The sequence below is a fragment of the Streptomyces sp. CB00316 genome, assembly GCF_001905595.1.
Classification (GTDB): domain Bacteria; phylum Actinomycetota; class Actinomycetes; order Streptomycetales; family Streptomycetaceae; genus Streptomyces.
Window position 1 is genome coordinate 35,840 of record NZ_LIXI01000003.1, and the last position, 22,567, is coordinate 58,406.

The 22,567-nt window shown below is 73.9% G+C and carries 19 protein-coding genes and 2 pseudogenes; 15 read left to right on the plus strand and 6 right to left on the minus strand.

From position 1 onward, the window contains the following. Nucleotides 1-102 precede the first annotated feature (102 nt). From AMK21_RS08305 to AMK21_RS35855, 9 genes and pseudogenes are all read left to right on the plus strand, one after another. Nucleotides 103-750, plus strand: a complete 648-nt coding sequence (locus tag AMK21_RS08305) for a TetR/AcrR family transcriptional regulator (RefSeq protein WP_073875754.1) — start codon at nt 103-105, stop codon at nt 748-750. A gap of 52 nt (nt 751-802) precedes the next feature. Next, nucleotides 803-1,636 carry a M55 family metallopeptidase gene (locus AMK21_RS08310; protein WP_073875761.1) on the plus strand — a complete coding sequence of 278 codons (834 nt, stop codon included), beginning with the start codon at nt 803-805 and terminating at the stop codon, nt 1,634-1,636. Next, the gene (locus tag AMK21_RS08315) at nt 1,629-2,972 is read left to right on the plus strand and encodes a M20/M25/M40 family metallo-hydrolase (RefSeq protein WP_073875763.1); all 1,344 of its coding nucleotides are present in this window, start codon (nt 1,629-1,631) and stop codon (nt 2,970-2,972) included. The genes AMK21_RS08310 and AMK21_RS08315 overlap by 8 nt, the downstream gene beginning before the upstream one ends. 53 nt (nt 2,973-3,025) lie before the next feature. Then, on the plus strand, nt 3,026-5,041 hold the full coding sequence (locus AMK21_RS08320) for a prolyl oligopeptidase family serine peptidase (RefSeq protein WP_073875765.1): 2,016 nt from the start codon (nt 3,026-3,028) through the stop codon (nt 5,039-5,041). Nucleotides 5,042-5,067: 26 nt separating this feature from the next. Beyond that, nucleotides 5,068-5,997, plus strand: a complete 930-nt coding sequence (locus AMK21_RS08325; RefSeq protein WP_251074243.1) for a S66 peptidase family protein — start codon at nt 5,068-5,070, stop codon at nt 5,995-5,997. Between the two features lie 177 nt (nt 5,998-6,174). Continuing rightward, the gene (locus AMK21_RS08330) at nt 6,175-7,932 is read left to right on the plus strand and encodes a CocE/NonD family hydrolase (protein ID WP_073875769.1); all 1,758 of its coding nucleotides are present in this window, start codon (nt 6,175-6,177) and stop codon (nt 7,930-7,932) included. 104 nt (nt 7,933-8,036) lie between these two features. Further along, nucleotides 8,037-8,276 (plus strand): LapA family protein, encoded by a 240-nt coding sequence (locus AMK21_RS08335; protein ID WP_073875771.1) that lies wholly within the window; start codon nt 8,037-8,039, stop codon nt 8,274-8,276. A gap of 62 nt (nt 8,277-8,338) precedes the next feature. Then, the gene (locus tag AMK21_RS08340; RefSeq protein WP_073875773.1) at nt 8,339-8,929 is read left to right on the plus strand and encodes a GNAT family N-acetyltransferase; all 591 of its coding nucleotides are present in this window, start codon (nt 8,339-8,341) and stop codon (nt 8,927-8,929) included. Between the two features lie 64 nt (nt 8,930-8,993). Next, nucleotides 8,994-9,220, plus strand: a pseudogene (locus AMK21_RS35855) (arginase family protein); the annotation flags it as partial. 139 nt (nt 9,221-9,359) lie between these two features. On the opposite strand, the gene AMK21_RS08350 reads toward AMK21_RS35855, so the two are convergent. Next, nucleotides 9,360-9,713, minus strand: a complete 354-nt coding sequence (locus tag AMK21_RS08350; protein WP_073875775.1) for a VOC family protein — start codon at nt 9,711-9,713, stop codon at nt 9,360-9,362. Between the two features lie 132 nt (nt 9,714-9,845). Between AMK21_RS08350 and AMK21_RS08355 the strand changes: the two genes are divergently transcribed. Then, nucleotides 9,846-10,319, plus strand: a complete 474-nt coding sequence (locus AMK21_RS08355; RefSeq protein WP_199863142.1) for a GNAT family N-acetyltransferase — start codon at nt 9,846-9,848, stop codon at nt 10,317-10,319. 30 nt (nt 10,320-10,349) lie between these two features. On the opposite strand, the gene AMK21_RS08360 is transcribed toward AMK21_RS08355, so the two are convergent. Then, a complete protein-coding gene (locus AMK21_RS08360) occupies nt 10,350-11,159 on the minus strand; it encodes a class I SAM-dependent methyltransferase (RefSeq protein WP_073875779.1) in 810 nt (269 codons plus the stop codon). Between the two features lie 107 nt (nt 11,160-11,266). Next, the gene (locus AMK21_RS08365; protein ID WP_107429890.1) at nt 11,267-12,772 is read right to left on the minus strand and encodes a bifunctional phosphatase PAP2/diacylglycerol kinase family protein; all 1,506 of its coding nucleotides are present in this window, start codon (nt 12,770-12,772) and stop codon (nt 11,267-11,269) included. 210 nt (nt 12,773-12,982) lie between these two features. On the opposite strand from AMK21_RS08365, the gene AMK21_RS08370 reads away from it, so the two are divergent. Further along, entirely contained in the window at nt 12,983-14,188 is a 1,206-nt protein-coding gene (locus AMK21_RS08370; RefSeq protein WP_073875783.1) for an aminotransferase class I/II-fold pyridoxal phosphate-dependent enzyme, read from the plus strand. 13 nt (nt 14,189-14,201) lie between these two features. Here AMK21_RS08370 and AMK21_RS08375 read toward each other — a convergent pair whose 3' ends face one another. Beyond that, the gene (locus tag AMK21_RS08375; protein ID WP_073875784.1) at nt 14,202-14,852 is read right to left on the minus strand and encodes a DedA family protein; all 651 of its coding nucleotides are present in this window, start codon (nt 14,850-14,852) and stop codon (nt 14,202-14,204) included. Then, on the minus strand, nt 14,849-15,631 hold the full coding sequence (locus AMK21_RS08380) for an MBL fold metallo-hydrolase (RefSeq protein WP_199863143.1): 783 nt from the start codon (nt 15,629-15,631) through the stop codon (nt 14,849-14,851). The genes AMK21_RS08375 and AMK21_RS08380 overlap by 4 nt, the downstream gene beginning before the upstream one ends. Before the next feature lie 273 nt (nt 15,632-15,904). Here AMK21_RS08380 and AMK21_RS08385 point away from each other — a divergent pair, with 273 nt between their 5' ends. Next, nucleotides 15,905-18,109, plus strand: coding sequence for a phage holin family protein (locus AMK21_RS08385; RefSeq protein ID WP_073875787.1), 2,205 nt, complete (start codon nt 15,905-15,907; stop codon nt 18,107-18,109). Nucleotides 18,110-18,125: 16 nt separating this feature from the next. Here AMK21_RS08385 and AMK21_RS08390 read toward each other — a convergent pair. Continuing rightward, a pseudogene (locus tag AMK21_RS08390) lies at nt 18,126-18,364 on the minus strand (LacI family DNA-binding transcriptional regulator); the annotation flags it as partial. A 149-nt stretch (nt 18,365-18,513) separates the two neighbouring features. Between AMK21_RS08390 and ligA the strand changes: the two are divergent. From ligA to AMK21_RS08405, 3 genes are all read left to right on the plus strand, one after another. Further along, nucleotides 18,514-20,763 (plus strand): NAD-dependent DNA ligase LigA, encoded by a 2,250-nt coding sequence (gene ligA, locus AMK21_RS08395; RefSeq protein ID WP_073875789.1) that lies wholly within the window; start codon nt 18,514-18,516, stop codon nt 20,761-20,763. Between the two features lie 415 nt (nt 20,764-21,178). After that, a complete protein-coding gene (locus AMK21_RS08400) occupies nt 21,179-21,886 on the plus strand; it encodes a rod shape-determining protein (protein ID WP_079181133.1) in 708 nt (235 codons plus the stop codon). A gap of 38 nt (nt 21,887-21,924) precedes the next feature. Next, nucleotides 21,925-22,566, plus strand: a complete 642-nt coding sequence (locus AMK21_RS08405) for a hypothetical protein (RefSeq protein ID WP_143194848.1) — start codon at nt 21,925-21,927, stop codon at nt 22,564-22,566. Nucleotide 22,567: the final 1 nt, after the last annotated feature.

The following is a 22,567-nucleotide window of genomic DNA, read 5'->3' on the forward strand; positions in this document are numbered from 1 at the left end:
GAGCACCGATGTTTCTGTGCCGCCTGACACATAAATAATGCACGGGCCTCTTCGGCAGGTCAAGGGATATATTTGATGCACGACACAGAAAGGTGGCCGGGCATGGCAGGCAGAGGCAGACCACGCGCCTTCGACCGCGACGAAGCACTGCGCAAGGCGCTCGGGGTGTTCTGGGAACGCGGCTACCAGGCCACCTCCATGAGCGATCTGACCGCCGCCATGGGCATCAACTCGCCCAGCATCTACGCGGCCTACGGATCCAAGGAGAAGCTGTTCAGGGAGGCCGTCACCCTCTACACGGCGACCGAGGGCCGGTACACCCGCCGTGCCCTCGACGAGCAGCCCACCGCCCGCGCGGCCGTGACCGTGATGCTCCAGGAGAACGCCGCCGCCTACGCCGACCCGGCCACCCCGGCGGGCTGCCTCACGGTGCTCGCCGCCCCCATCCCCGTACGGGAGAACTCCTCGGTCGCCTTGCACCTCGCCCGGATGCGCGCGGAGGTCCGGGACCTGATCCGCCAACGCGTGGAACGGGGCATCGAGGACGGTGACGTACGGCCCGACGCGGACGCACCGGCCATCGCGCTCTTCTACAGCGCCGTGCTCAACGGTCTGTCCATCCAGTCCCGCGACGGCGTCGCCCTGCCCGGACTCCAGCAGACGGTGGCCGGCGCCATGGCCGCCTGGGACAGCCTGGCCGCCCCCGACGACAAGCCCACCGGAGGGACCTTCGGCGAACCGGAGCGGTGACAAGGGCACCCTCCCTGGCTCAGCCCGCCGCCGGGGCGTACGGTGTGGCGGCATGAAGATCCTCATCAGCGCCGACATGGAAGGCGCCACCGGAGTGACCTGGCCGGCCGACGTGCTGCCGGGCACCCCGCAGTGGGAGCGCTGCCGGCCGATGTTCACCTCCGACGTGAACGCGGCCGCCCTCGGCTTCTACGACGGCGGCGCCGACGAGGTCCTCATCAACGAGGCCCACTGGTCGATGCGGAACCTGCTCCTGGAGCAGCTGGACGACCGGGTCCAGATGCTCACCGGCAGGCACAAGTCGCTCTCGATGGTGGAGGGCATCCAGCACGGAGACGTGGACGGCATCGCCTTCGTCGGCTACCACACCGGGGCCGGTACGGAGGGGGTCCTCGCCCACACCTACCTCGCCAACTCCATCACCGGCGTCTGGCTCAACGGGGCCCGCGCCAGTGAGGGCCTCCTGAACGCCCAGGTCACTGCCGAGTACGGCGTCCCCGTCGTCCTCGTCACCGGCGACGACCTGACGTGCGTGGACGCCGAGGGGTACGCCCCCGAGGCCCGCAAGGTCGCCGTCAAGGACCACGTATCGCGGTACGCGGCGGTGTGCCGCACCCCCGCCCGTACCGCGGCAGACATCCGGACGGCCGCGCGGGACGCCACCGCGCTCGCCGTCCGCCAGACCCCCGTAACCGGCGGGACGTACACCGTGGAGCTGGAGTTCGACGCCGAGCATCTGGCGGCCGCGGCGACCGTGGTGCCCGGCGTCGCGCCCAGCGGTGAGAGGCGCGTCGCCTACACCAGCGGGACGATGTACGAAGGTATCCGCACGTTCAAGGCGGTGACGACCATCGTGTCGTCCGCCATGGAGGAACAATATGGCTGACGCCCCCGGCCCGCTCGGCCCCGTGGACGAGCAGGCCCTCGACGAAGTGGTCACGTTCACGTCCGAACTGATCCGGATCGACACCACCAACCGGGGTGGCGGCGACTGCCGGGAACGCCCGGCCGCCGAGTACACCGCCGAGCGGCTGGCCGGGGCCGGTCTCGAACCGGTCATGCTGGAGCGCACCCCCGGCCGGACCAACGTCGTCGCCCGGATCCCCGGCACCGACCCGTCGGCCGACGCGCTGCTCGTCCACGGCCACCTGGACGTGGTGCCCGCCGAGCCCTCCGACTGGTCCGTGCACCCCTTCTCCGGCGAGGTCCGCGACGGGGTGGTGTGGGGCCGCGGGGCCGTCGACATGAAGAACATGGACGCGATGGTCCTCGCCGTCGTCCGGGGATGGGCGCGCGAGGGCTTCCGGCCGCGGCGCGACATCGTCATCGCGTACACCGCCGACGAGGAGGCCAGCGCCGAGGACGGCTCCGGCTTCCTCACCGAGCGGCACGCGGACCTCTTCGAGGGGTGTACGGAGGGCATCAGCGAGTCCGGCGCCTTCACCTTCCACGCCGGGCACGGCCTCTCCCTCTACCCGATCGCGGCCGGCGAGCGCGGCACCGGCTGGCTGAAGCTGACCGCCGAGGGCCGGGCCGGGCACGGGTCCAAGGTCAACCGGGCCAACGCGGTGAGCGCGCTCGCCGCCGCCGTCGCCCGCATCGGCCAGCACGAGTGGCCCATCCGGATCACCCCGACCGTACGCGCCGCGATCACCGAGATCGCCGCCCTGCACGGCATCACCGCCGACCTGGACGAGCCCGGCTTCGATGTCGCCCAGCTCCTGGCCAAGCTCGGCCCGGCCGCCGCCCTCGTCGAGAACACCATCCGCAACAGCAGCAACCCGACGATGCTGGAAGCCGGTTACAAGGTCAACGTGATCCCCGGCCACGCCACCGCCTACATCGACGGACGTACGGTGCCCGGCGGCGAGGACGAGTTCCGCGAGACCCTGGACCGGCTGACGGGCCCCGACGTCTCCTGGGAGTACGACCACCGCGAGGTCGCCCTCCAGGCCCCGGTCGACTCACCCACGTACGCCAAACTCCGCGCGGCCATCGAGAAGTTCGACCCCGACGGGCACACCGTCCCGTACTGCATGTCGGGCGGCACCGACGCCAAGCAGTTCTCCCGGCTCGGCATCACCGGCTACGGCTTCTCGCCGCTCAAGCTGCCCCCGGGCTTCGACTACCAGGCGCTCTTCCACGGCGTCGACGAGCGCGTCCCCGTCGACGCCCTCCACTTCGGCGTCCGCGTCCTCGACCACTACCTGCGCACCGCCTGACCAGCAGTGTTCTGACCCGTATCGTTCGACCGGACCCTGGGGGGACCTCCACCGTGAGCACCGTGCCCGAAGCCCCGTACGGCTCCTGGCCCTCGCCCATCGACGCGGCCCTCGCCGCCTCGCACGACGGCCGCCCCGACCACCTCTCCACCGTCGGCGACGAGGTGTGGTGGACCGAGCCGCGCCCGGCCGAGGGCGGCCGCCGCGCCCTGGTGCGCCGCCGCCCGGACGGCACCACGGAGCCCGTGCTGCCCGCCCCGTGGAACCCGCGCAGCCGGGTGATCGAGTACGGCGGACAGCCCTGGGCCGGCGCGGTGCGCGAGGAGGGCGGGCCGCTCGTCGTCTTCGTCCACTTCCCGGACCAGCGGCTGTACGCCTACGCCCCCGACGGGCCGGACGCGCCCCGGCCGCTCACCCCGCTCTCGGACGTCGGCGGCGGGCTGCGCTGGGTGGACCCGCAGGTGCGCCTGGACCGCGGCGAGCAGGGCGAAGTGTGGTGCGTGCTGGAGGAGTTCACCGGCCCCCGGCCGACCGACGTACGCCGGGTGATCGCGGCCGTACCGCTGGACGGCTCCGCCGCCGAGGACCGCTCCGCCGTACGGGAACTCTCCGACGGCAGCCACCGGTTCGTCACCGGACCCCGCGTCTCGCACGACGGGCGGCGGGCCGCCTGGATCGCCTGGGACCACCCCCGGATGCCGTGGGACGGCACGGTGGTGATGCTGGCGGAGGTCACGGAGGCCGGTGAATTCACCGGTGCACGGCCCCTGGTGGGCGAGGTCGACGAGTCGGTGTGCCAGATCGAGTGGGACCGCGACGGCAGCCTCCTGTTCGTCTCCGACCTCGCCGACTGGTGGGAACTCCAGCGCATCCGCCCCGACGCCGTCGCCGGGGGAGTGGTGCCCAGCAGCCGTCTTCTGCCGCCCCGGGGCGAGGAGTTCGGCGGGCCGCTGTGGAAGATCGGGCTGCGCTGGTTCCACCCGCTGGAGAACGGGCTGATCGCCGTCCTGCACGGCCGGGGTTCCCAGCGTCTCGGCATCCTCGACCCGGAGACCGGCGAACTCGCCGACGTCCCCGGACATTGGGCCACCTGGGCCGACACCCTCGCCGTGCACGGCAGCCGGGTCGTCGGCATCGCGGCGAGCCCCCGCACCGGCTACGAGGTCGTGGAGCTGGACACGGCGACCGGACGCACCCGCGTCATCGGATCGGCCCACCACGACGCCGTCGACCCGGCCTACCTCCCCGCACCGCAGGACCGGACGTTCACGGGCTCCGACGGCCGCGAGATCCATGCCCACATCTATCCGCCGCACAGCCCCGAACGCACCGGGCCCGAGGGCGAACTGCCCCCGTATGTCGTCGCGGCGCACGGCGGACCCACCGGCCACGCGCCGCTCGTCCTCGACCTGGAGATCGCCTACTTCACCTCGCGCGGCATCGGGGTCGCCGTCGTCAACTACGGCGGCTCCACCGGCTACGGCCGCCGCTACCGCGAACGGCTCCGCGAACAGTGGGGAGTCGTCGACGTGGCGGACTGCGCGGCCGTCGCCGACGCCCTGGTCGCCGAGGGCGCGGCCGACCCCCGCCGGCTCGCGGTCCGGGGCGGCAGCGCGGGCGGCTGGACCACCGCGGCCTCGCTCATCGGCACCGACCGCTACGCCTGCGGCACGATCCTCTACCCGGTCCTGGACCTGGAGGGCTGGTCGACGGAGGGCACGCACGACTTCGAGTCGCAGTACCTGGAGTCCCTGATCGGACCGGCCGCCGAGGTGCCCGAGCGCTACCGCGAACGCGCGCCGATCAACGGCACCGACCGGCTCACCGCCCCGTTCCTGCTGCTCCAGGGGCTGGACGACCAGGTCTGCCCTCCCTCCCAGTGCGACCGGTTCCTGGCCGCCGTCGCGGGGCGGGGCGTGCCGCACGCGTACATCGCCTTCGAGGGGGAGGGGCACGGGTTCCGGCGGGCGGAGACCCTGATCCGGGCGCTGGAGGCCGAACTCTCCCTCTACGTACAGACATTCGGTATCGACCGGAGCGATGTGCCGCCGCTGGAGCTGAAGAAGTGACAGTGGTTCCCTCGCAGGTGGCCCCCTTGACCCGGCCGCCCCGGCTGCGCCCCGGCGCGCGCGTCGCCGTCGTCGCCCCCAGCGGCCCGGTCCCCGCCGACCGGCTGGAGGCGGGGCTCGGGGTGCTGCGCGACTGGGGCCTGGAACCCGTCGTGTTCCCCCATGTCCGCGACGTGCACCCGGAGTTGGACTACCTGGCGGGGGCCGACGCGGGCCGGGCGGCCGACCTCCAGGCGGCCTGGTGCGATCCGTCCGTGGACGCGGTGTTCTGTGCCCGGGGCGGGTACGGGGCGCACCGGATGGTGGATCTGCTCGACTGGGCGGCGATCAGGGCGACCGGGCCCAAGGTGTTCGTCGGCTACAGCGACATCACCGTGCTGCACGAGGCGTTCGCCCTGCGGGCCGGATTCTCCACCCTGCACGGCCCGATGGTGGCCACCGAGGCGTTCCTGAAGGACGCGGCCACCCGTGAACACCTGCGCGCCACCCTCTTCGAGCCGGAGACGGTCCTGACCCTCGGCCTGGACACGGCCGCCGCTCTGGTCCCGGGGCGGGCGCGCGGGATTCTGTACGGGGGCTGCGTCAGCCTGCTCGCGGCCACCGCCGGCACTCCGCACGCCCGGACCGGCGCCCGGGGCGGCCTGCTCGTCATCGAGGACACCGGGGAGGAGCCCTACCGCCTCGACGGCATCCTCACCCGGCTGCTGCGCTCCGGCGCCCTGGAGGGGCTGTCCGGGGTGGTCTGCGGCTCCTGGCAGGAGTGCGGACCGTACGGGAGGATCCGCGCGGTGCTGGCAGACCGGTTCGGCCCGCTGGGGATACCCGTGATCGAGGAGCTGGGGTTCGGTCACGGTCCGACCGCGCTGACGGTCCCGCTGGGGGTGCCCGCGGTGCTCGACGCACCTGCGGACGGCGGCCGTTGCACGCTGACCGTCGGGACCCCCGCGCTCCTCTAGGTCCGGGAACTTCAGGCCTCTCACCCCGGGCATCCCTATGTGAAGGTCCGTCAACAACCGCTGTCCTGAGCGTGGACACGGCTATGACACGTGTCACAGCATGAGCGCGGCCCAATACTTACCGGTCGGTAAGGTGTCCTCGGTGTGGAGGTCTTCGTGTCAGGTGCTGTTTTCCGTTTGCGCCACCCGCTCGTCGCGGTCGCGGGCGCTTCCCTCGCTGCCCCCCTCGTCCTCTCCGGCCCGGCCCACGCCGAAGCCGCCCCGTACACCGTCACCCCGCTGAAGTTCACCGTCCAGGCGGGCGGCCGCTCCTGCGTGGTCGACGCCGACCTCTACCGCCCCGCCGGCGTCGACGCGGAGAGCCCCGCCCCCGCCGTCCTCGCCACCAACGGCTTCGGCGGCAGCAAGTCCGACGGGTCGACCGACGCCATCGGCAAGGCCGTCGCCGCCCGCGGCTACGTCGGCCTCGTCTACTCCGGCCTGGGCTTCGGCAAGTCCGGCTGCCTGATCACCCTGGACGCCCCCGCCATCGACGGAAGGGCCGCGAGCGGGCTCCTCGACTTCCTCGGCGGCACCCGCGCGGCGGACGACGGCACCCGCGCGGACTACGTCGTCCAGGACGGCGCGGGCGACCCGCGGGTCGGCATGATCGGCGGCTCCTACGGCGGCGCCATCCAGCTCGCCACCGCCTCCACCGACCCCCGCGTCGACGCCCTCGTCCCCCTCATCACCTGGAACGACCTCGCCTACGCGCTCGCCCCCAACAACACCGGGGCGGCCGCCGGCGTCACCTCCGACACCCCCGGCGTCTTCAAGTGGCAGTGGACCAACGGCTTCTACCTCATCGGCGAGGGCCAGCCGCTCCTCAACCCGAGCCTGGACCCCTCCCGCTTCAACCGGTTGGACTGCCTGCACTTCGCCGCCCAGGCCTGCGAGACCATCCGCCTGCTCAACTCCGGCCGCTACCCGGCCGACAAGGCCGGGGCGATGCTCACCTACGCCCGCAGCGTCTCGCCCGTCTCCTATCTCGACCGGGTCAAGGCCCCCACCCTGATCGTCCAGGGTCAGGCCGACAGCCTCTTCAACCTCAACGAGGCCACCGCCACCTACAAGACCCTCAAGGCGCAGGGCACCACCGCCAAGATGATCTGGCAGTCCTGGGGCCACAGCGGCGGCCAGGCCCCCGGCGAACTCGACCTGAGCGAAGGCGATCTGGAGAACAGCTACGTCGGGCAACGGGTGCTCGCCTGGTTCGACCGGTACCTCCAGAAGAAGGCGGAGACCGAGACCGGACCCGAGTTCGCCTACTACCGCTCCTGGCAGAGCGGTTACGGGACCGCCGCGGCCGTGCCCGCCCTGTCGCAGAAGATGTACCTCTCCGGCGACGGCAAGCTCGTGGACAACCGCTCCAAGGTGGTCCGCGGCAGCCGCCAGTACACCAACTGGCTGGTGCCGACAAGCCATTCGGAGAGCTCGATCGCCCCGCTGATCGGACTGCCCGACCCGAAGCCGTACGACACCAAGGGCACCTACCTCGGCTGGCGCAGCGCCCCGCTCACCGCGCCCGTCGACGTGGTCGGCGCCCCGAAGGCCACCCTGAAGGTCCTCTCGCCGAAGGCGGAGCGGGTCCAGGACAGCGGTGACGCCTCCGACAAGCTCGTCCTCTTCGCCAAGGTGTACGACGTGGCCCCCGACGGCACCAGGAAGCTGGTGAACCGCCTCGTCTCGCCGGTCAGGGTCCCCGATGTCACCCGGCCCTTCACGGTCGAGCTGCCCGGCATCGTCCACCGGTACGAGAAGGGGCACCGCCTGGAGTTCGTGATCGCCGCCAGCGACACCGCGTACTTCGGCAACCGGGGCATCAAGCCCGTCACCGTGGTCAGCGCCCCCGAGGACACCGGTGTGCTGGAGCTCCCGGTGGTCCCGGCCGGCTGACCGTCCCGCGCCCGCGTTCACCCGAACGGTCCAGCACCGCCGCCCCCCGGACCCCGCGCCGCGTCATGCTGGGGAACCCCGGGGGGCGGCGGAAGGACCGGACCATGAGTCCCAAGGACGTGACGAGCGACGGCGGCCGCGGCACCGGACTGTGGACCCCGGGGCGCATCGCCGTCGCGGTGCTGGTCGCCCTGGTCATCGTGTTCATCTGTGTGAACACCCAGAAGGTCACCATCCGGGTGCTGATCCCCGAGGTGACCATGCCCCTCTGGCTGGCCCTGCTCGCGATGTTCCTGATCGGGCTGGTCTGCGGCGGTTACCTGTTCCGCCGCAAGGGCAAGTGACGCCGGAGGGCGGGCGGGGCCGTCTCCCCGTCGGCCACCCGTACCCGTCGTACGCTGGGACGATGCCCGATCCGAACGATCACCCGACGCCGACCGCCCCGTACCTCGCCGAAGGCCATCGAACGGCCCTGCGCCGCTTCACCGAGGCCGACGCGGAGGAGTTCACGGCTCGCGCCCGGGAGAGCCGCGCCCACCACCGTCCCTGGCTCTTCCCGCCGGAGCGGACCGACACCTACGCCGCCTACGCCGACGTCCTCGCCCGCGACCCGGGCCGCGAGGGGTTCCTCGTCTGCGAGCGCGGCGAGGGCGGCCCGGGTGGTCAAGGCGAGGCGGGCGGGGCCATCGCCGGGTTCATCAACATCAACAACATCGTCCTCGGCGGCTTCCGCTGCGGCGCCCTCGGTTACGGGGCCTTCGCCCACGCGGCCGGGCGCGGCCTGATGGGCGAGGCGCTCGGCCTCGTCATGGACCTGGCCTTCGGGCCGCTCGGCCTGCACCGCCTGGAGGCCAACATCCAGCCCGGCAACGCGGCCTCCATCGCCCTGGTCCGGCGGGCCGGATTCCGGCTGGAGGGGTTCTCGCCCGATTTCCTCCACATCGACGGCGCCTGGCGCGACCACGAACGCTGGGCGATCACCGCACCGGCCTCGTGACCCCTTTCCGAGAACCGCCGAAACCCCCTTGAGGCCGCGCGGAGCCGCGGCGAGGATGGCGCGCATGCGTACCATCGTGGTCCTCGACGCCCCTCCAACCTGGGCCTTCGGCCTCCCGCCCCCGGCGCCGTCCCGGGCTGCCACAAGCTGGCGGGCGCCCTGCGCGAGCAGCGGATCGTGCGGCGCGTCGGCGCGCTGGAAGGCGGGGTCGTGGTGCCGCCCCGCTACGACCTCGGGGACTGGCAGGAGGGCGACGGGGTCTTCAACGCCGCCGCCACCGCCCGCTCCACCCCATCGCCGCGCTGCGTCGGGCTCAACGTGACCATCTACGACCCGGACCCCGACCCGGACGGTACCGCGGGCGCCCTGCTCGCCGACCTGGTCGTCGGAGCACTCGCACCGGCCTGACGCGGCTGTCCCCGCCGGTACGTCAGGCCGTCACGTTCCGGTCGACGTACTCGAAGACCGAGCCGTCCGGGTGGAGCGCGATCAGATTGCGGCCCGCCGGGGTCGGCACCGGCCCCGCCACGATCCGGGCGCCCGCTCGCGTCAGCGCCGCGTTCGCCTCGTCGACGTCCTTCACGGCGATGGTCGCGCTCACCTTCCGCAGCACCTCCAGCTCCGACTCGGGCCCGCTCATCAGCAGGAAGCAGCCGATCGCGGCGACCGACACCCCACCGCGCTCGAAGCGCTGGGCCGGGGTGCCCGTCAGCCCCTGGTAGAAGGCGACCGAGGCCTCCAGGTCGTCGACGCAGACACGCAGCGTGGTTCCGAGGATCTCCATGCTTACGAGGGTAGTTGGCGTCCGCCGCGCGTGTGATCGATTCGGGCCCGCTCCGGTCCGCCGGAATTCGGTTGCCGGGGCGGGGGCGGCGGTGCGAGGGTCGCGCCCATGGGACGTCGTACGCCATCGGCAGTGTCCGTGCGGCCCTACGGGCCCGAGGACTGGGACGCCATCGCCCGCATCCACGACACCGCGCGCCTGGACGAGTTGCGTGGTTCGGTCGGTGTGGAGGCCTTCCTCACGCTCGCGGAGACGCATGAGGAGGAGGGACTGTTCGACGGTGGGCTGTGGGTGGCCGAGGTGGCCGACGGGGCGTGCTCACAGCCGGTGGTTGCCGGTTTCGCCGCCGTCGCGGACGCCGAGCTGACCTGGCTGTACGTCGATCCCGCCCGCTACCGGCAGGGCATCGGGCGGGCCCTGCTGCGCCATGTGCTGGAAGCCGACGACCCGGCCCGGATCGAGTGCACAGTCCTGGCCGGGAACGACAGCGCCCGCGCCCTCTATGAGAGCGCAGGCTTCGTGGTCGTCGAGACGAAGGCCGGGAAGCTCGCCGGGAACGAACGTTTCGCGGCGACCGGGCATGTCATGGAGTGGCACCGGCCCTGAGATCGCCGTACCGCCGCAGCACAACGCCCGTCACCCCCGGCAGAGCACCTCGCCGTGCGGGACCATGAACCAGCCGTCGCCCTCCTCGCCCCAGCCGCGCCACGTGGCCGCGATGGCCGTCAGCTGTTCGGTGCTCGCGTGGCCGCCCTGTACCGCCAGTTCGGCGTAGACCGAGGCCGTCGTACGGTCCGCCCACAGCCCGCTCCACCAGGCGCGGGTCTCCGGGGTGGCGAAACACCAGGCCGCGGCGGTAGGGGTGACGTCGGTGAACCCGGCCTGCCGCGCCCAGGAGACCAGCATCCGCCCGGCGTCCGGCTCGCCCCCGTTGGCGCGGGCCACCCGGCGGTACACCTCCTGCCACTCCGACAGCCCCGGCGTCTCGGGGTACCAGGCCATCGCCGCGTAGTCGCTGTCGCGCGCCGCGACCACCCCGCCGGGCCGGCAGACGCGCCGCATCTCGCGCAGCGCCTGGACCGGGTCGCCCACATGCTGGAGGACCTGGTGGGCGTGGACGACGTCGAAGGAGTCGTCGGGGAAGTCCAGCGCGTGGACGTCGGCGACCGCGAACCCGACGTTGTCCAGCCCGCGTTCGGCCGCCACCGCGGCGGCCTGCTCCAGGATGCCGGGGCCGGTGTCGACGGCCGTCACCCGGCCCGGCGCGACCAGGGCGGCCAGGTCGGCGGTGATGGTGCCCGGACCGCAGCCGACATCCAATACCGCCATGCCGGGCCGGAGTTCTCCCACCAGGTAGCCCGCCGAGTTGGCGGCGGTCCGCCAGCGGTGCGAGCGCAGCACCGACTCGTGGTGGCCGTGGGTGTAGACGGCGGTCTCCTTCGGCATGGCGGCGTCCTCTCTCGGTGCGCTGGTCGCGCGCTGCGACCACCGTACGCCGCCCTGCCGGATGGTGAGATGGGCGTCTTGTTATGTGGGCAAATCTGGCCCTGGTGCTACACGGGCATCGGGCAGTAGACCGTCAGCGCCTCCGGCAGCTTGTCGATCAGCAACTCGGTTCCGGAGTGGGCCACCTCTCCGTCGTACGCGTACGGGGTCCCCGGCGCCAGCCCGGCGATCCGCACCCGGCGCCGCCGCACCGCCGCGTGCGCGGGGGAGCGGGTCAGGGGCCCGGCCACCGCCGCCGCCAGCATCCGCAGCCCCGGGCCCCGGCCACCGTGCACCACCCTCACGTCCAGCAGCCCGTCCGCCAGGTTGTGGCGCCGGCCGGGCGCCGGGCCGACCCGCTGGAAGAGGCCGTTGCCGATGAAGAGCAGCCACAACGGGCGTCTGCGGCCCTGGAGTTCGGCCTCCAGGGGGCGCTGGCCGCGCAGTACGTGGAGGGCGGCGAGCACCCCGGCCGGCCAGCCGCCGATCCGGGGCGACCAGTGCTCCCGGGTCCGTACGAGCTCCGGATAGGCGCCCAGGCTGAAGGCGTTGAGGAAGTAGCCGTCCGCCCCCTCGGGTCCCTTCGGGCCGGGGCGGAACCGCCCCAGGTCGACCCGGATGGCGTCGCCCGCCGTGAGCGCCACCGCCGCCTCCTGGACCGTCTCGATGCCCAGGTCGTAGGCGAAGTGGTTGAGCGTCCCGCCGGGGAAGACGGCCAGCGGCATCCCGTGCGTCGCCGCGACGGAGGCCGCCAGATTCACCGTGCCGTCGCCCCCGCAGACCCCCAGCGCCTGGCCCCGGCCCGCCGCCTTCTCCATGGCGGTGGACAGGTCGGCGGGCGCGCACACGACGACCTCCGCCTGCGGCAGCGCCTCGCGCACCATCGACGCGGTCGCCGTGGCCGTGCCGGAGGCCTGGTTCACCACCACCACGAGCCCTCTGCCACCGGGCAGCGCGGGCGCCTCAGCGGGCGGGCGGCCGGGCGCCGGGAGCTGGCCCCGGGTCGGGACGACCCCGCGCAGGGCGAACGCGGCTCCTATGCCGAGGGCGGCCCCGGCCAGGACATCGCTCGGATAGTGGACCCCCGTGTAGACGCGGGAAGCGGCCACCGCCACCGCCACGGGGGCGACGACCGCGCCCCAGCCCTTCGACTCCAGTGCGACCCCGGTGGCGAAGGCCGCGGCGGAGGCCGCGTGGCCGGAAGGGAAGGACGTGGTCACCGGCTGCCGCTTCAGCTGCCGCATGGCCGGAACATGATCGAGTATCGGCCGCTGCCGGCGGACCGCGCCCTTGCCGACGGTGTTGATCGCCGCCGAGGCCACGACCAGCGACGCGACCCCGCGCAGGGCGGCCCTGCGGGACCGCGCGCTGGAGCCGAGGGCCGCGATACCGATCGCCGTCCCGAACCAGAGGAGCCCGTGGTTGGCGCTCCGGCTCAGCTGGGGCAGCAGGGGATCGGCGCCCGGCCAGTGCCGGCCCGCGACGCTGTGGAAGACGGCGAGGTCCCGTCCTTGCAGCCAGTTCCGCACCCGGCCGACGGCGGGGGAGGCGGATGAGATGTTCGGTGACGACATGGGCGACATGGCTCAGCGAATACCCGGCCGTCCGCCGATGAACCAGCAGGCGCGCTGAGAGCCTCACCACGCGGTGCCGACCACCGGCACAACGGCCCAGGCTCGCCCGGCTGCACAACTGGGCGCGCGGCCCGCTCCGAACCTCCGTATAAAGGGCCCAGGACGTGCCCCGGAGCCGTAGAAGCGGCGGTGGCGGCGGAGGAGGCCGGAATGCACGAGGACCACGGGCCGGTCCGCTACGGGCCGCCCGCCCCCGACCCAAACCTCCCGGTCCTCCCCGAACTGGCCGCCGTCCTCGCCGCCGCGGCGGACCGCACCCGCCCCGACCCGCCCGGCGGCGGCCGCGGCCTGCGCGAGGCGGCCTGCGCCTACTGGGCCCGGCGCGGGCTGAACGGAGACCCGGAGAACATCGTCGCCGCCCCCGGCGACCAGCCGCTCCTCCTCGCGCTGATCGCCGCGCACGGGGGCGACGTCCTCATGCCCCGCCCCTGCCCGGCCACCTGGATGCCACAGGCCCGGCTGCTCGGCCGGCCCGCCTACCAGGTGCCGACGCCCGCCGAGTGCGGGGGAGTACCCGACCCGTACGCCCTGCTGGAGACCGTGCGTCGGGTACGGGCCGAGGGCGGCCGGCCGAAACTGCTGGTGCTCTCCGTCGCCGACGACCCCACCGCCACCGTCGCCCCGCCCGAGCTGGTGCGGGAGGCCTGCGAGGCGGCGGTCGGCGAGGGCATGCACATCATCAGCGACGAGACCTGGCGCGACACCGTGCACCGGCCCCGCGACACCGTCCTGCTCAGCCCCGCCGAGATGTGCCCCGACGACGTCACCGTCATCAGCGACCTCTGCGGCGCCTTCACCCCCGCCGCCTGGCCGGTCGCCGTAGCCCGCTTCCCGGAGACCGCGCGAGGAGCTGTACGCAGGGCCCGCACGCTGGACATCCTGACCGCGCTGGGCGCCCTGGTCGCCGGTCCGCTCGCGCCCGCCGCCGCCCACGCCCTCGGCGAGCCGGAGGCCGTACGCGAGCGGATCCGGCGGGCCGCCGGGCTCCAGGCCCACGTGGCCGCCGCCGCCCACCGCGCGGTCCTCTCCTCCGGCGCCCTGGCCCGCCCCCCGCAGGCGGGCCGCCACCTCTACGCGGACCTCGGCCCGCTCCGCTCCCGGCTGGCGGAGCTTGACGTCACGGACTCCATGGAGCTGGAGGAGTACCTCACCGACCGGCTCGGCGCCCCGACGCCGGGCGGCCATCGCTTCGGTGACGAGCTGGGAGCCCTGCGCGTACGCCTCGGCACCGGACCGCTGCTCGGGGCGACGCCCGAGGAGCAGCGGGAGTCCCTGACGGCGGCGGAGCCGCTGGAGCTGCCGCATGTCGAGCGGGCGCTGAGCACGTTCGCGGCAGCCTTCGGCGAGCTGCGGTGAACCCGCGTCGGCATCAGCCCGTCGCGTCGCCCGTCCCGCGGCCGAACCACGCGCGCAGCTTCCGCCACACCGCCGGAGCCCCGCTGATCACCACGGTCAGCGCCACCGCCGCCACCACGCCCTGCCACGGCTCCGGGAAGAGCGAACCGCCCAGGATCCCGATCAGCTGGTAGGTCGCCGCCCACGCCAGGCACGCCGGCACATCGCCCCGGGCGAAGGTCCTGAGCGGCATGTTCCCCAGCAGACAGGCCAGCATCACCGGGATCCGCCCGGCCGGCACCAGCCGGGACAGGACCAGCACCGTCCCGCCGTGCTCGTCCAGCTTCTCCTGCGCCTGCGCGAGCCGCTCCGGCGCGGCCCGGCGGGTGAGCGCCTCCAGCCACCTCGACCCGTGATTCGAGCGCACCCCCCGCTGCCCCAGCCAGTAGAGACAGACATCGCCCAGGAACGCCGCCCCCGAGGCCACCGCGAAGACGAAGAGCAGCGAGAACGGTGACGACTGGTGCAGCGCCACCACCGCCGCCGAACTCACCAGCGCCCCCGTCGGGATCACCGGCACCAACGACCCCAGCGCCACCAGGAGGAACAGCGTCGGGTAGCCCACGGCCTGCTGGGTCGACTCGGTGGGCAGCGCCCCCACCACGGATTCGATCTCCGGGATCACCGGCCGGCCTCCGGCCGGACCCGCTCGCCGTGCGACAGCAGGTGCACCGCCACCTCGGGCGCCCGTATGCCCGCCTGCCGGACGAACTCGTCGCCCGGCCCGTGGAACTCGTGAGGCCGCACCCCGTCCAGACCGATCGGCCAGTACGTGCCGAAGTGCACCGGCACCGCCGAGCGCGGCTCCAGGAGGGTCAGCGCCTCGGCGGCGCGGGACGGGTCCAGATGGCCGTGCCCGAGGTAGGGGCCCCAGCCGCCCACCGGCAGCAGCGCCACGTCCACCGCGCCCACCGCCTCCGCCATCTCGTCGTAGAGCCCGGTGTCCCCGGCGAAGTACGTCCGTGCCTCGCCCTCCACCACGTAACCCAGCGCGGGCACCTTGCGCGGCCCGACCGGCAGCCTCCGCCCGTCGTGGAGCGCCGGAACCGCCCGCACCCGCACCTCGCCCACCCGGACCTCTTCGCCCGCCCGCACCTCGGTGACGGTCAGCCGGCGCTTCCGGAGCAGCGTGCGCAGCCCGGGTACGGCCGCGACCGCGCCGCTCGGCACGACCAGCCGGGTGCCGGGGGCCAGCCGGGAGAGCGAGGGCAGATGCAGATGGTCGGAGTGCAGATGCGAGACCAGCACCACCTCGGCGAGCGCGGCCTGCGGCGGCGGCACCTCGCCCCGGCGGCGGCGCAGATGCGCGAAGCGCCGTACGAACAGGGGGTCGGTCAACACCCGTACCCCGGAGTCCTCGATGGTGCAGGTGGCATGACCCCACCAGGTGACCTCCACCGGCACGTCCCGCCTCCTCGCTCGGCCTCCGCGACCCCATGCCCCGGAGCGGCCCGCCCACACCCGCGGGGGCAAGCGCCGCCGTTACGAGCCTATGCGCCCCGGGCGCTTCCCCACGACGGCCCCTGACCGGGCCCGACGCTGTGAAAAGCTGGGGAGCGGGCTCCTGACGGGCGGGTCCGCAGCGGAGAAGGCGTGAGGTGGACCGGCGTGGACGAGCGGAGACGGCGTGCGCCGGGGTGGGGTACGGCGCGATGGCGTAGGGCGGGCGGCGCGCTGATGCGGGTCGTCGCGGTCTGGGCGGTCTCCAGCCTCACCATGCTCGCCCTCGCCGGCCTCCTGCCCGACTTCCAGCTCCAGTCCGACGACGGTGACACCATCACCCGTACCGCCTTCACGGCGGCCTGGGGCGCGGGCGCGTTCGGCCTGCTCTCCGCGCTGGTGTGGCCCGTCCTCGTCCGGTCCCTGCTCATCGTCCCCGCGCTCGTCCTCGGCGCACTCGTCTTCTTCCTCAACGGTTCGCTGCTGCTGATCGCGCTGCGCCTCATCCCGGACGGGCGCGGGGACGCCGCCCCGGAGACCGCCGTCGTCGTCGCCGCCGTGATGTCCGCCGTCGCCTCCGCCACCTCCACCGCGCTCGCCGTACGCGACGACGAGGCCTACCGCCGCAGGCTCTCCCGCCTCGCCGACCGGCGCCGCCGGCGCGGCTCCCCGGACGTCCTGGGACCCGACCGCGACGGGCCGCCCGGCACCGTCTTCCTCCAGCTCGACGGCGTCGGCCACGACGTCCTGGTGAAGGCGGCCGCCGACGGGCTCATGCCGACCGTCGCCGGATGGCTCGGCGACTCCTCCGGACACCGCCTCACACCCTGGCGCACCGACTGGTCCAGCCAGACCGGCGCCAGCCAGCTCGCCATCCTGCACGGCTCCAACCACGACGTCCCCGCCTTCCGCTGGTACGAGAAGGAGACCGGCACCGTCATGGTCTCCAGCCGTCCCGCCAGCGCGCTGGAGATGCAGCGCCGGGCCATCGCCCGCACCCGGGACGGCGGCCTGCTCACCATCGACGGCGCGAGCCGCGGCAACCTCTTCAGCGGGGGCGCAGGACAACTCGCCCTGGTCCTGTCCATGGCCGCCCGGCGCGGCAAGGGCCGCCGCTCCCGCTCCGGGTACTTCGCCTACTTCTCCGACCCGGCCAACGCCGTCCGCACCGCCCTCTCGTTCGCCGCCGAGGTCGGCCGCGAGATCGGCCAGTCGACCCGGGCCCGCGCCCGGAAGACCGCCCCGCGGGTCAAGCGCGGCGGCCTCTACCCCTTCATCCGGGCCTTCGCCACCGTCGTGGAGCGCGATGTGGTCGTCGCCGCCGTCCTCGGCGACATGTTCGCCGGACGCACCGCCGTCTACGCCGACCTGGTCGCCTACGACGAGGTCGCCCACCACTCCGGCCCGCACAGCCGCGACGCCGAGAAGGTCCTCCAGCGCCTCGACCGCTCACTCGCCCTCATCGCCAAGATCGCCGACCACACCCCCCGTACGTACAGGATCGTGCTCCTCTCCGACCACGGCCAGAGCCCCGGCGAGACGTTCGCCGGGAGGTACGGGCTGACGCTCAAGGACCTGGTGCGGGCGGGGTGCGGGCTCCCCGTGCCCCGCCGGGCCCGCGGCACGCACAGCGCGTCCGAGGCACGTGACGCGGTACGGATCGCCCTGCACCGCCCGCCTGTGGAGGTGGAACCGGAGGCGGAGCAGGCGGCCAGGCGCTCCGAACCGATCGTGCTGGCCTCCGGCAACCTCGGCCTGATCTCCTTCCCCGACATCGAAGGGCGCGCATCGCGCGAACAGATCGACCGCCGCAACCCGGCGCTGCTCTCCACGCTGGCCAACCATCCGGGGATCGGCTTCCTCCTCGTACGCAGTGAGGGACACGGCTCCGTGGTGCTCGGGCCGGGCGGGACCGAGATCCCCGTCGCCGAACTGGCCGACGGCGAGGGCCCGCTCGCGGTCTTCGGCACCGGTGCGGCCGCCGCCGTACGGCGCACCGACACGTTCCCGCACGTCGCCGACATCATGGTCAACTCCATGTACGACCCCGGCACCGGCACCGTGCACGCCTTCGAGGAGCAGATCGGCTCGCACGGCGGTCTCGGCGGTGAGCAGACCCGGCCGTTCCTGCTCTGGCCGCGCGGGATGACGGACCCGCTGGACATCGTGGCCGCGGAGAGCGCCGAAGGCGCGCCGACACCGCCGGGTGGCGGGCTGGTGGGCGCGGAGGCGGTGCACCGGGTGCTCAACCGCTGGCTGCTGGAGTTCTCCGGGCCCCAGGTGCCGGTGCGCACGGAGGGCTTCACGGGGGCCACCCGGGCGGACGAGCCGTTCCCGGCGGAGGGGGCCGTCGACGGTCAGGGGCGGGTCGGTGTTCCGGCTCCGGACGCGCGGACCCCGCCGGTGCTCCGCGAGATCCCGCTGCCAAAGACACCCGGCTGAGTGCGCGACCCCCGGCTCTGGCCGACTGCCGCCGTACCAGGGCCACCGGCTCGGTGCGCCGGGTACCGGCGAACGCGCCGCCCGGTTGGGCACGTACCCGGTCGTCGCCACCGCCTCACCGACCACGGTGCGCAGGGCGGGGTCCACCGTGGTGGCTCCGTTGACCACCCGGGACACGGTGGCCCGTGGGACACCGGCCACGGCCGCCACGTCCTCCAGGACCGGGCGTACGGGCGGCTCCACTCCGGCTGTCATGCAGCCCTTTCATACCCGCAGCCCAGGGCGTGTGCCGGCAGAGGGCGCGCGCGGCCCCTGGGAGCGTTTCCAGCTCGGTGAGCGCGGCCTCGACCACCGGTACCCGAGTATCAGCATCGATGTCAGTGGTGGGCGGCAGGATGGTCCCCATGACGAACTCAGCCGCCGTGCTCGCCGATGCCGCCGCCTATGCCGCCGCGGTCGAAGAGGCCTCCCAGGCCGCCGCCGCGTACTACGCCACGGGCGAGAGCACGCTCGACGACGACGCGTACGACCGGCTGGCGCGGGGGATCGCCGCGTACGAGGCGGATCATCCCGACGAGATACACGAGTCATCACCGACCGGCAAGGTGGCGGGCGGAGCCGCCGTCGGGGACGTTCCGCACACGGTGCCGATGCTCTCGCTGGACAACGTGTTCTCCGCCGAGCAGTTCGCCACCTGGACGGCATCACTGGAGCGGCGGATCGGCAGACCGGTCGCCGCCTGGAGCGTGGAGCCGAAGCTCGACGGCCTCGCGGTCGCCGCCCGTTACCGGGAGGGCCGCCTGGAGCGGCTGATCACCCGCGGCGACGGCACGGCGGGCGAGGACGTCTCGCACGCGGCCCCGGCGGTCGTCGGACTGCCCGACCGGCTGGCCGCACCGGTCACCATCGAGGTGCGCGGCGAAATACTCATGACGAACGAGCAGTTCGACCAGGGCAACGCGACCCGCACGGAGCACGGCGGCGCCCCCTTCGCCAACCCGCGCAACGGGGCGGCGGGCACCCTGCGCGCCAAGGACCGGGCGTACCGCGTGGAGACGACCTTCTTCGCCTACGGAGCCCTGCCGCTCGCCGGCTCCGGGGAGCTCGCCGAGACCCTCACCGAGCTGCCCCACAGCGAGCTCCTCGCGTACGTGGCCGGGCTCGGCGCGCACACGGCCGCGGCCACGGTGGTGGCGCCGGCCCGGGTGACCACCGTGGCGGAGGTGCAGGCGCGCGTGGCCGAGATAGGTTCGCTGCGCGCCGAGTTGCCGTTCGGCATCGACGGCATCGTGATCAAGGCGGACCTCGCGGCCGACCGGCGTGAGGCCGGTTCCGGCACCCGGGCGCCGCGCTGGGCCATCGCCTACAAGCTCCCCGCCGTGGAGAAGATCACCCGCCTGCTCTCCGTCGAGTGGAACGTGGGGCGCACCGGGATCATCGCGCCGCGCGCCGTCCTGGAGCCCGTCGAGATCGACGGATCCGTCGTCGGCTACGCCACCCTGCACAACCCGGCCGACATCACCCGCCGCGATCTGCGCCTGGGCGACCAGGTCATGGTCTACAAGGCGGGCGACATCATCCCGCGCGTCGAGGCCCCCGTGGCGCACCTGCGCACCGGCGACGAGACGCCGATCGAATTCCCGGCGAGCTGCCCGCAGTGCGGTTCCGAGATCGACACGAGCGAGCAGCGCTGGCGCTGCACCCGCGGCCGTAACTGCCGTCTGGTCGCCTCCGTGTCGTACGCCGCCGGCCGCGACCAGCTCGACATCGAGGGCCTCGGGACCACCCGGGTCGTCCAGCTCGTCGACGCGGGCCTCGTCACGGACTTCGCCGACCTGTTCACCCTGGAGCGGGAGCAGCTGCTCGCCCTGGACCGGATGGGCGAGACCTCCACCGACAATCTCCTCGCCGCCATCGAGACCGCTCGCTCGCGCCCGCTCTCCCGGGTCTTCTGCGCCCTGGGTGTACGGGGGACGGGGCGCTCCATGTCCCGCAGGATCGCCCGGTACTTCGCGACCATGGACCACATCGTCGCCGCCGACACCGAGTCGCTCCAGCGGGTCGACGGCATCGGCAAGGAGAAGGCCACGGCGGTCGTCGCCGAGCTGGTGGAGCTGGCCCCGGTGATCGAGAAGCTCGTCCGGGCCGGGGTGAAGATGACGGAGCCGGGGGCCACCCCGCCGCCCGAGCCCGGTACGGAGGAGGACGGCGGGACCGGTGCAACGCTGCCGCTGGCAGGGATGAAGGTGGTGGTCACGGGGGCCATGACCGGGGCCCTGGAAAAACTGTCGCGCAATCAGATGAACGAGCTGATCGAGCGAGCGGGCGGGAAGTCCTCCTCCAGCGTCTCCGCGCGCACCAGCCTGCTGGTCGCGGGGGAGAAGGCCGGGTCGAAGCGGACCAAGGCGCAGGAGCTGGGCATCAGGATCGCGGCGCCGGAGGAGTTCGCGGAGCTGATCGCCGACTTCCTGACGCGAGAGACGGGGGAGGTTCCCGAGGCCGAGGCGGCTGTGGAGATCGTTGCGGTGGCTGGTGTGGAGACGGCGGCCGTGGCCGCCCCGGCGGTGGAGGGGAAGCCGACGGCGGCCGTGCGCGCGGCGGAGGTCGCTGAGGCCGTGCAGGCCGTGGACGCCGGGGAGGTCGTCGAGGTCTGAGTCCGGTTCGGGGGCGCCTTTGAATCGGGAGGGAAGTGGCTTTCCCTCAACCGGTATTGCATAGTGAGGGCTTGGCCATGCCTCGCTATCAGCGGGCCGATGGGTGCGTGGACGGCTTCGGACGGCCGGCCAGGGGTGAGGGGCGATGCGTTCTCCGTACGACGGACAGCGACGCGGTCGTGCCGTCCCGCCTCCGGGCCGGTCCGGCGAAGGGCGCGGGCCGCTCGGTGGGGGACCCCGCCCCTCCGGCGAGGGTCCCGGACCGCTTCGTGACGGAAGCGGGGCCGAGGGGACCGGAACCGGGCGTGAGCCCGGGGCGCTCCGGGTGCGCCACGGATACCGCCGGCTCGGCGGCAGGACCGTGGCTGCCCGGGGACTCGCCCTGGACCTCGGCAGCTCCCGCACCCGGGCCTGGATGCCCGGCCACGGCCTGGTCACCGACCTGTACCTCGGCCGCGCCCTCGACGGGGACGCCGAGCGGCCCGTCCGGCGCGGGCGCATCGTCGACCCCGAGTCCTGCGGGCGGCTGCTCGGCCGCATCGCCGACGCCGCCCTGGGCCCCGACCGCACGGACAGCGTGATCGCCCTCAGCCACCCCGTCCTCGCCGGTGCCGTCCACCGCAACGCCGCGCGGGAGCTTCTCGCCGGTCTCGGCACGACGCGCGTCCTGGTCCTCAGCAGCGCCCGGGCCGCCGCCGCGTACGCCGGGCCGCGCGACGCCGGCCCGCTGCTCGTCGTCGACATGGGTGCCGAGCTCACGGAGGTCACCCTCCTCGTCGGCGGCCGGGTCGCCGACGCCCGGCAGGCCGAGAGCGGGCTCAGCGACCTGGACCCGGCGACGCTGCCCACCGCTCTCGTGGCCGCGGTCCTCGACATGGTGAAGTCCATGTGGCGGCAGGACCGGCACGGCGCGATCCGCGGCGCCCTCCGCAAGGGCCCGGTGCTCGCCGGCGGCGGGGCGATGCGCCCTGATGTCACCGAACGCCTCGCCCGGTGCCTCGGCACGCCCGTGCGGCTGGCGGAGGATCCGTCGACCACCGTCGTGTGCGGCGCCGGACAGATCCTCAGCTCCGTGCTCCGCCACGGGGTGTCCGCCTCCGCACTGCCCGGCCGAGCACGGTGACCCCGCACCCGGGGGAGCCCCGGGGGAACGTGTGCCCGGTGCGGCAGGGACAGGCGCACCGGACACGGAGCGTCCTGGCCGCGCTGGTGCTCGCGGTCCTCACCCTGGTCGGCGGCGCCCCCGCCGGGGCCGCGCTGCCCGCCGGCGCCCGCAACAGCCTCGCGACCACCGTCGCGTACACGCCGAACGCCCCGGCGCCCGCCCCGCGGACCGACCGCACCGCCCACCCCGGTGGCCCCCACCACGACCTGCGGCGCACCCGCACGGCCCCGAGCGCCACCGGCCCCGGGGCGGGCGGTCGTCACGCCCGGGACCAGCAGCCCGGCCCCCACCGGCCCACCGCCCGGACCAGCCCCACCGGGCCGTACACCCACACTCCCCACACCCTCCACGAGCGGTCGCCGGCCGCCGACCCGAGCACCCGGGCCCCCCGGGCAGCCATCAGCCGCGCCCACCTCACCGGCCACGCGCCCCCGCCCTCCTACGAGGGGCTGCTGCCCTGCCCGCCCGGCCCGGTCGTGCCGCGCGACCACGTCGAGCGGGTCACCGCGGCCTCCTTCGCCACGTCCTCCGGACGCCGGGGCGCGCTGCCCGGCGTCCGTGGTCCTCCGGGTACGCGTACCGGTCCCCCGACCGGCCACCGGCCCTGCTCTGCCGATCCGGCGTCGCGTCCTCACTGAG